The sequence below is a fragment of the Streptomyces sp. NPDC054956 genome, assembly GCF_053609185.1.
Genome location: NZ_JBSGXB010000065.1, coordinates 21,320 through 28,798 on the forward strand (window position 1 = coordinate 21,320; position 7,479 = coordinate 28,798).

Sequence of the window (7,479 nt, forward strand, 5' to 3'; positions counted from 1 at the left end):
CTCATGGTGCGGTGGTGCCGGATGTGGTGCCGGATGCGCTGTCAGGTCCTGATTCTGCCACTCGCTCCAGTTCGTGGCTCAGCTCGTCGAGCTCGGAGCCGCCCGCCATCTGGCGGGTGAGCTCGTCCAGGGTGATCGAGTCGCGAGTGTGGCTGCCCGCCATGGTGCCGCGCTTGAGGAGCACGAACCGGTCGCCGACCAGGTGGGCGTGGTGCGGGTTGTGGGTGATCAGGACCACGCCGAGGCCGGCGTCGCGGGCGGCGGCCACGTACTTGAGGACCACGCCCGACTGCTTGACGCCGAGGGCCGCGGTGGGCTCGTCGAGTACGAGGACCTTCGCGCCGAAGTGGACGGCGCGGGCGATGGCCACGCACTGCCGCTCGCCGCCGGACAGGGTGCCGATGGGCTGGTCCACGTCCCGCAGGTCGATGCCCATGCGCAGGAGCTCGGCGCGGGTGGTCGCGCGCATGAGCTCCACGTCGAGGCGGCGGAAGGGACCGCGGCCCTTGGTGGGCTCGGAGCCGAGGAAGAAGTTGCGCCAGACGGGCATGAGCGGGACCACGGCGAGGTCCTGGTAGACGGTGGCGATGCCATGGTCGAGGGCGGCGCGCGGGTTGGCGAGCACGGTCTCCTCCCCCTCGATCTCGAAGGTGCCGGCGTCGTGCCGGTGCAGCCCCGCGATGATCTTGATGAGGGTGGACTTGCCGGCGCCGTTGTCCCCGAGGACACAGGTGATCTCGCCCGCCGAGACCTCCAGGGAGACGCCCTGGAGGGCGCGGATGTTCCCGTAGTACTTGCTGACGTCGCTCAGCTTCACCAGAGCGGGCGCGGTGGCCCCGCCGGTGGTCTTCGTACCGGTCGCGGTCATCACTTCGCCTCCGCCCGCTTGCGGACCCATGCGTTGAGCAGCGTGGCCAGCAGCAGCATCGCGCCCAGGAAGAACTTGAACCAGTCCGGGTTCCACTGGGCGTACACGATGCCGTTGCTGGTCATGCCGAAGATGAAGGCGCCCACGGCGGAGCCGATCGCCGAGCCGTAGCCGCCGGTCATCAGACAGCCGCCGATGACGGCCGCGATGATGTAGAGGAACTCGTTGCCGACGCCCTCGCCCGACTGGACCACGTCGAACGAGAACAGGATGTGCTGTCCGGAGATCCAGGCGCACAGCGCGACGCCCATGTAGAGCCCGATGCGGGTCTTCACGACCGGGACGCCGGTCGCGCGGGCCGCGTCCGCCCCGCCGCCCACGGCGAAGATCCAGTTGCCGGCGCGGGTGCGCAGCAGGATCCAGGTGGCGACGGCGACCAGGAGCAGCCACCACAGGATGGTGACCTTCAGGGTGACCGAGCCGACGGTCCACTGCGAGGCGAAGAGGGCGCGGGCGGAGGAGAAGCCCTCCATGTCGGCGATGGTCTTGGTGGAGACCGAGCCGCTGATCAGCTTGGTGAAGCCGAGGTTCAGGCCGGTCAGCATCAGGAAGGTGCCGAGCGTGATGATGAAGCTCGGCAGTTTCGTACGGGTGAGCATGAACCCGTTGAAGAAGCCGATGGCCAGGGTGACCAGCAGCGACACCAGGACGCCGACCCAGACGTTGGCCGTCATCTGGTAGCTGAACATCGAGCTGAACAGCGCCGAGGTGGTGACCATGACACCGGCGGACAGGTCGAACTCGCCGCCGATCATGAGCAGGGCCACCGGGACGGCCATGATGCCGATGGTGGAGGCCGAGTACAGGATCGTGCTGAGGCTGGAGGCCCGCAGGAAGCTGTCGGCGGCGAAGGAGAAGAAGACGAAGACGGCGGCCGCGCCGACGACCGCGCCCAGCTCGGGCCTGCCGAGCAGGCGGCGCAGCAGCGAGGTCGGGGCGAGCCGCTCGTCCGCCGGGGCGGGGGCCGGGGCGGCCGGGGCGGGTGCGGGAGGCCTCATCGGCTGCCCCGCTTGATGAACTCCTCCAGCTTGGCGGCCTGGTCCGCGGTGACGATCTGCGGGCCGGTCAGGACCGGGCGGCCGCCGCCGAGCACATCGGCGTTGTAGCGGTTGAGCCAGAGCAGGTCGACGGCCTCGTAGCCCTGGAGGTAGGGCTGCTGGTCCACGGCGAACCCGAGCGCGCCGGACTTCAGGTCCCGGGCCACCGAGGCGTTCAGGTCGAAGGTGTCGACCTCCGCCTTGCTGCCCGCCGCCTCCTTGGCCTTGACGGCGGTGGGGGCGAAGGGCGCGCCGAGCGTGACGATCGCGTCGACCGACGGGTCGGCCTGGAGCTTGGCCTGGAGGGCGGCCTGCACGGACGGCATGTTGGTGCCCTCGACGTACAGGTTCTCCATGGTGCCGCCGAAGGACTTCTTCGCCCCGGCGCAGCGCTGCTCGTGGCCGACGTTGCCCTGTTCGTGCAGGACGCACACGGCCTTCTTGCGTCCGCGCTTCGTCAGCTCCGTGCCGACCGCCTCGCCGGCGATCTCCTCGTCCTGGCCGATGTGGGCGAGCGCCCCGTACTCGGCGGACTGGGCGGATCCGGAGTTGACCGTGATCACCGGGATGCCGGCCTTGACGGCCTTGGCGAGGACGTCCTTGAGGGCATCGGGCTTGGCGAGGGAGACGATCAGCCCGTCGACCTTCTGGTCGATGGCGTTCTGGACGAACTGGGCCTGCTGCTGCGCCTGGTCGTCGTGGGCGTAGATGAAGTTGATGTTGTCCTTCGCCGCGGCCTCCTTGGCTCCCTTCTGCACGATGTCCCAGAAGGTGTCGCCGTCGCCCGCGTGGGTGACCATCGCGAAGGTCCAGCGCGGAGTGGACACCGCGGGCCGGCCCGCCGCCTCGGCCTTCGCCCGATCCTCGGCGCGCTTGCCGCCCGTACTGCTGCAGCCCACGAGGGAGGCTCCCAGTACCGCCGCGAGCACCGCGCCCACGACGCGTACCCCTGCCTTGACCCTAGCCACGTCTGCCGTGCCTTTCGCTCGTCCCGCCGCTGTCCCGGCGCCGTACCGCGGCCGCCGCGGCACGTGCGCGCCGCTCCCGCCGCGTCCGCCCGGGCGGTCGTGTGTTCGGCGGCCGCAGCCGCCCAGTATCCGTCACAGTGCACCATGCAAGGTCATCGGGGCCATCACGGACTCATCGGGACGCAGCCGGGCAGATTGACAGGTCCCCCGGACGGGGCCACGTTGAGTGCATGCGCATCGGGCTCATCGGAACGGGCCGGATCGGGTCCTTCCACGCGGCGGCACTGGCCCGCCAGGCGGACGCGGGCTCGCTCCTGCTCGCCGACGCCGACCCCGCGCGGGCGGCGCGCCTCGCCGACCGGCTCGGGGCCACCGCCGCGCCGTCCGTCGACAAGGTCTTCACCTGGGGCGTGGACGCGCTGGTGGTGGCCTGTGCCACCGAGGGGCACGCGGAGCTCGTCGTACGGGCGGTCCGCGGCGGCCTGCCGGTGTTCTGCGAGAAGCCCGTCGCCCCGGACCTGGAACGCACCCTGGCGGTGCTGCGCGAGGTGGAGGAGGCCCGCGGGGTGCTCCAGCTGGGGTTCATGCGCCGCTTCGACGCGGGGTACGGAACGGCGCGGGAGCTGGTCCGCTCGGGGGCGCTGGGCCGGCTGCACACCGTACGGACCACGACGGCCGATCCGGCTCCGCCGCAGGCCGCGTACCTGGCCGGCTCGGGCGGGCTGTTCCGCGACTGCCTGGTGCACGACTTCGACATGGTCCGCTGGGTGACCGGGCACGAGGTGACCGAGGTGTACGCGACCGGGTCGGACGCGGGGCCGCCCCGGTTCCGGGAGGCGGATGACGTTGATACGGGCGCCGCCGTCCTCACCCTGGACGACGGGACGCTGGTCTCCAGTACCGGTACGCGCTGCAACGGCGCCGGCTACGACGTGCGGATGGAGCTGGCCGGGGAGCTGGACCAGGTCTCCACCGGGCTGGACGACCGTACGCCGATCGCCTCGACCGAACCGCACGGCCCGCCCCCGGCGAGCAAACCGTGGTCCGGGTTCCTGGAGCGCTTCGCCCCCGCGTACGAGGCGGAGCTGATGGCCTTCGTCCGGCTGGTGCGCGGCGAGGGGCCCAATCCGTGCGACGGCGCCGAGGCGCTCGCCGCGCTGCGGGTGGCGGAGGCCTGCGAGCTCTCGCGGCGCGAGCGGCGCACGGTCCGGCTGGAGGAACTGCCGGGGCGGTGAGCTCCGCGGGCCCGGTGAGCGTCGTAAGCCTCCCGGCATCCCGTCCATGCGGTCACCCTAGACCGGGAGCCGTCCCGGATCCGGGCTCGTTTCGGCCAATCGTTCGGCCCGGCCGGTCGTTCAGCCCGCCGCGCGCCGTCCCCAGGCGGTGCCCGCGAGCACCAGCGCGGCCCCCGCCAGACCGGCCGCCCCGAGGTGCTCGCCGCCGATGGCGATGCCCGCGGCGGCCGCCCACAGGGGTTCGGTGCCGAGCAGCAGGCTGACCCGGGAGGGCGAGGTGCGGCGTACGGCCCACATCTGCACGAAGAAGGCGAAGAGGGTGCAGAAGACGGACAGGAAGGCGAGCCCGGCCCACTCGGCGGCGCCGAAACCGGCGGCGGCCGCCCAGGGGCTCGCGCCGGTGCCGGGCAGCGCGGCCAGTACGGCGAACACGGCGACGGCGCTGCCGAGCTGGACGGTGGTCAGGGAGAGCGAGTCGGCGTCCTGGACCGCCTTGATCCGGGCCATGAGCAGGACGTGCAGGGTCCGGGCGAGGGCGGCGCCGAGGATGAGCAGGTCACCGAGGCTGGGGGCGGTGAAGCCGGCGCCCTGGGTGAGGAGCACGACGCCGGCGACGGAGACGGCGGCGGCGCCGAGGAAGGCGGCCGAGGGGGCGGTGCGGCGGACGGCGGACTCGGCCAGCGGGGTGAAGATCATGGTCAGGCTGATGATCAGCCCGGCGTTGGTGGCGGAGGTGTGGACGACCCCGTAGGTCTCCAGCAGGAAGATCCCGCCGAGTACGAGTCCCAGTACCCCGGCGCCGCGCAGCTGGGCGGAGTCGAGCGCGCGCAGCTTCGACCACCCCGCGACGACGAGCACGGGCAGGACCAGGGCGAACCGGAGCACGAGCACCGCGATCACGGTGTGCGTGGTGGTGATGCCCTTGGCGGCGAGGTAGCTGCCGCCCCAGACGACGGCGACGAGCAGCACCGGCAGATCGGCGAGCCAGGCGCGGCGCGGGGCGGTGACGGAAGCGGGGGCGGCGAGGGTGGACACCGGGACTCCTGCGGCAGGAAGGGGTGGAGGCGTCACTGGCTCGCACGGGGACGCTCACGCTACCGGAGCATGATCGCCCAGGTCGAGGCGTTATCCCACCCCTCGGCCACCCCGCTCAGAAGGTGCCGAACGCGGCCCGTCCCGTCGGGCGGTAGGAGTGGATGGCGGTGCCGTTCGCGGTGGTGCGGGAGGCGAGGAGTTCGTACGCCGTGGGCAGCGCGCCGGCCGGGAAGAGCCTGCGGCCCGCGCCCAGGAAGACCGGGAAGACCAGCAGGTTCAGCTCGTCGACCAGGTCCCGGGCGAGCAGCCACTGCGCGAGCTGCCCGCTGCCGTGCACCTGGAGCTCGGTGTCCCCCTCCAGCCCGTCCTTGATCCGTACGACCTCGGACTGCAGCTGCTCCCCGTCGATCACGGTGGTCGGGCCCCAGGCCGGTTCCTCCAGCGTGGTCGAGGCCACGTACTTCGGCAGCCCGTTCAGCTTGACGGCGATCGGGTTGGCCGGGTCGTCGTGCTCGGGCCAGTACGCGGCGAAGATCTCGTAGGTCTTCCGCCCCAGCAGGAAGGCCCCGGGCCGCTCGAAGACCTCGTCCATGAACTCCCCCATGCCCTCGTCGGCGAACGGCACCAGCCAGCCGCCGTACGCGAACCCTCCGCTGGGGTCCTCCTCCGGTCCTCCGGGGGCCTGCATCACGCCGTCGAGGGTCAGGAAGGTGGTGAGGGTCAGCTTGCCCATGGTTCTGCGCTCCTTGGCTCTGCGTCCGCTGTTGCCGGTTCAGACTCCCGGGCCGCCCGGAACTCATCGGTCCGGCGCGCGCGAACGCCATGTCCGATTCCCGCCAGCGCTCCAACCCCGGCCGCTATTTCATTGAACTCGCAACTACTTGGCGGGCGAGACACGGAGGAATCACATGAACGGCACAGTGGCTCTGGTCACCGGCGGCAGCCGCGGCATCGGGGCGGCCACCGCCCTGCGGCTGGCGCAGGACGGGGCCGACGTCGCGATCAGCTACGTCAACGACGCGGAGGCGGCGGCCGAGGTCGTCGGGAAGATCGAGGCGCTCGGCCGGCGCGGGCTGGCCGTACGGGCCGATTCGGGCGACGCCGGAGCGGCGGCCGGCGCGGTGGAGGAGACCGTACGGGGCCTCGGACGGCTCGACGTCCTGGTGAACAACGCCGGGGTCGGGGTGCTCGGGCCGCTGGAGACGCTGGGGCTCGCGGACGTGGACCGGGTGCTCGCGGTCAACGTCCGGGGCGCGTTCCTGACGGCTCAGGCGGCGGCCGGGCGGATGGGCTCCGGCGGGCGGATCATCACCATCGGCAGCTGCATGACCCAGCGGGTCCCGGGCCCGGGCGGAACCCTGTACGCGATGAGCAAGGCCGCGCTGACCGGCCTGACCAAGTCGCTGGCCCGGGAGCTCGGCGACCGCGGGATCACGGCGAACCTCGTGCACCCGGGCCCGGTCGACACCGACATGAACCCGGCGGACGGCCCCTACGCGGCCCCGCAGTCCGCGATGACGGCCCTGGGCCGCTTCGCCGCGCCGGCGGAGGTGGCCGCCATGGTGTCCTTCCTCGCCGGGCCGGACGCCGCGTACGTCACGGGCGCCGAGTTCTCGGTGGACGGCGGGCACGCGGCGTAGGCCGCGGGGAGCGCCGTCTCCCGCGGCCCCGCCGCCGCCTGTCGGTACGTCAGTCCAGCCAGCGGCCGTCCTTCATCAGATCGCGGCCCGCGATCTCGTCGGCCTCGCGCCAGGCTTGGATCCACACCGGCGCGACCCGGAAGTACGGGTAGGGCGTCTTGAGGGAGCTCGGGTCGAAGCCGGAGTGGGCCGCGAAGGCCTCGATCTCGCCGGGTGCCAGCTCCGCCGCTTCCAGCCGGGTCGCGGAGCCCTCGACGAGGACCACGTCGCGGGTCAGGCCGAAGGCCAGGCGCACGCGGCCGCTCGCGGCGAGGTTGCGGCCGGTGGGCAGGGTGCGCCCGGTCGACATCAGGAACGACTCGCCGTCCCACCGGAAGGAGAGGGGCACGAGGCAGGGGACGCCCTCGGCGTCGGCCGTGGCCACCCAGACGTCGATGTCGTTCTCGAACCTGAACAGCGCGTCCGCGCGCCGCTGTTCCCTCGTACGCGGTCCTTCGGTGGTCATCTTCCGCCTCCCCTGTTGGCGCCCGCGCTCGCGTGCGCGGGCCGTGGACGCAGGCTAACGGCCCGGGGGAAGCGCCCCGCGGGCAGGCCGCCCGACGCGCGGGAACGCCGCAGGGGCGCACCGGCAAGCGG

General features: G+C 72.4%; 8 protein-coding genes. 2 read left to right on the plus strand and 6 right to left on the minus strand.

The annotated features are described in order from the left end of the window. Position 1 precedes the first annotated feature (1 nt). The 3 genes from ACWGDE_RS13910 to ACWGDE_RS13920 are packed head-to-tail and all read right to left on the minus strand — an operon-like array spanning position 2 to position 2,933. A complete protein-coding gene (locus ACWGDE_RS13910) occupies positions 2-868 on the minus strand; it encodes an ATP-binding cassette domain-containing protein (RefSeq protein WP_453389199.1) in 867 nt (288 codons plus the stop codon). After that, a complete protein-coding gene (locus ACWGDE_RS13915; RefSeq protein ID WP_453389200.1) occupies positions 868-1,926 on the minus strand; it encodes an ABC transporter permease in 1,059 nt (352 codons plus the stop codon). The genes ACWGDE_RS13910 and ACWGDE_RS13915 overlap by 1 nt, the downstream gene beginning before the upstream one ends. Beyond that, positions 1,923-2,933, minus strand: coding sequence for a sugar ABC transporter substrate-binding protein (locus ACWGDE_RS13920; protein ID WP_453389201.1), 1,011 nt, complete (start codon positions 2,931-2,933; stop codon positions 1,923-1,925). Before ACWGDE_RS13920 ends, ACWGDE_RS13915 begins: the two co-directional genes overlap by 4 nt. A gap of 230 nt (positions 2,934-3,163) precedes the next feature. Here ACWGDE_RS13920 and ACWGDE_RS13925 point away from each other — a divergent pair, with 230 nt between their 5' ends. After that, a complete protein-coding gene (locus ACWGDE_RS13925; RefSeq protein ID WP_453389202.1) occupies positions 3,164-4,168 on the plus strand; it encodes a Gfo/Idh/MocA family protein in 1,005 nt (334 codons plus the stop codon). 120 nt (positions 4,169-4,288) lie between these two features. On the opposite strand, the gene ACWGDE_RS13930 is transcribed toward ACWGDE_RS13925, so the two are convergent. Both ACWGDE_RS13930 and ACWGDE_RS13935 read right to left on the minus strand, forming a co-directional pair. Further along, the gene (locus ACWGDE_RS13930; protein ID WP_453389203.1) at positions 4,289-5,203 is read right to left on the minus strand and encodes a DMT family transporter; all 915 of its coding nucleotides are present in this window, start codon (positions 5,201-5,203) and stop codon (positions 4,289-4,291) included. Positions 5,204-5,318: 115 nt separating this feature from the next. Continuing rightward, positions 5,319-5,936, minus strand: a complete 618-nt coding sequence (locus ACWGDE_RS13935) for a dihydrofolate reductase family protein (protein WP_453389204.1) — start codon at positions 5,934-5,936, stop codon at positions 5,319-5,321. Between the two features lie 175 nt (positions 5,937-6,111). On the opposite strand from ACWGDE_RS13935, the gene ACWGDE_RS13940 reads away from it, so the two are divergent. Further along, positions 6,112-6,843, plus strand: a complete 732-nt coding sequence (locus ACWGDE_RS13940; protein ID WP_453389205.1) for an SDR family oxidoreductase — start codon at positions 6,112-6,114, stop codon at positions 6,841-6,843. Positions 6,844-6,892: 49 nt separating this feature from the next. Here ACWGDE_RS13940 and ACWGDE_RS13945 read toward each other — a convergent pair whose 3' ends face one another. Continuing rightward, positions 6,893-7,348 carry a pyridoxamine 5'-phosphate oxidase family protein gene (locus ACWGDE_RS13945; protein ID WP_453389206.1) on the minus strand — a complete coding sequence of 152 codons (456 nt, stop codon included), beginning with the start codon at positions 7,346-7,348 and terminating at the stop codon, positions 6,893-6,895. Between the last annotated feature and the right edge of the window lie 131 nt (positions 7,349-7,479).

Bases quoted from the DNA above. Each gene is read 5' to 3' on its own strand.
- ACWGDE_RS13945 (WP_453389206.1), bottom strand. From the start codon at position 7,348: ATGACCACCGAAGGACCGCGTACGAGGGAACAGCGGCGCGCGGACGCG.
- ACWGDE_RS13910 (WP_453389199.1), bottom strand. From the start codon at position 868: ATGACCGCGACCGGTACGAAGACCACCGGCGGGGCCACCGCGCCCGCT.
- ACWGDE_RS13940 (WP_453389205.1), top strand. From the start codon at position 6,112: ATGAACGGCACAGTGGCTCTGGTCACCGGCGGCAGCCGCGGCATCGGG.
- ACWGDE_RS13935 (WP_453389204.1), bottom strand. From the start codon at position 5,936: ATGGGCAAGCTGACCCTCACCACCTTCCTGACCCTCGACGGCGTGATG.
- ACWGDE_RS13915 (WP_453389200.1), bottom strand. From the start codon at position 1,926: ATGAGGCCTCCCGCACCCGCCCCGGCCGCCCCGGCCCCCGCCCCGGCG.
- ACWGDE_RS13925 (WP_453389202.1), top strand. From the start codon at position 3,164: ATGCGCATCGGGCTCATCGGAACGGGCCGGATCGGGTCCTTCCACGCG.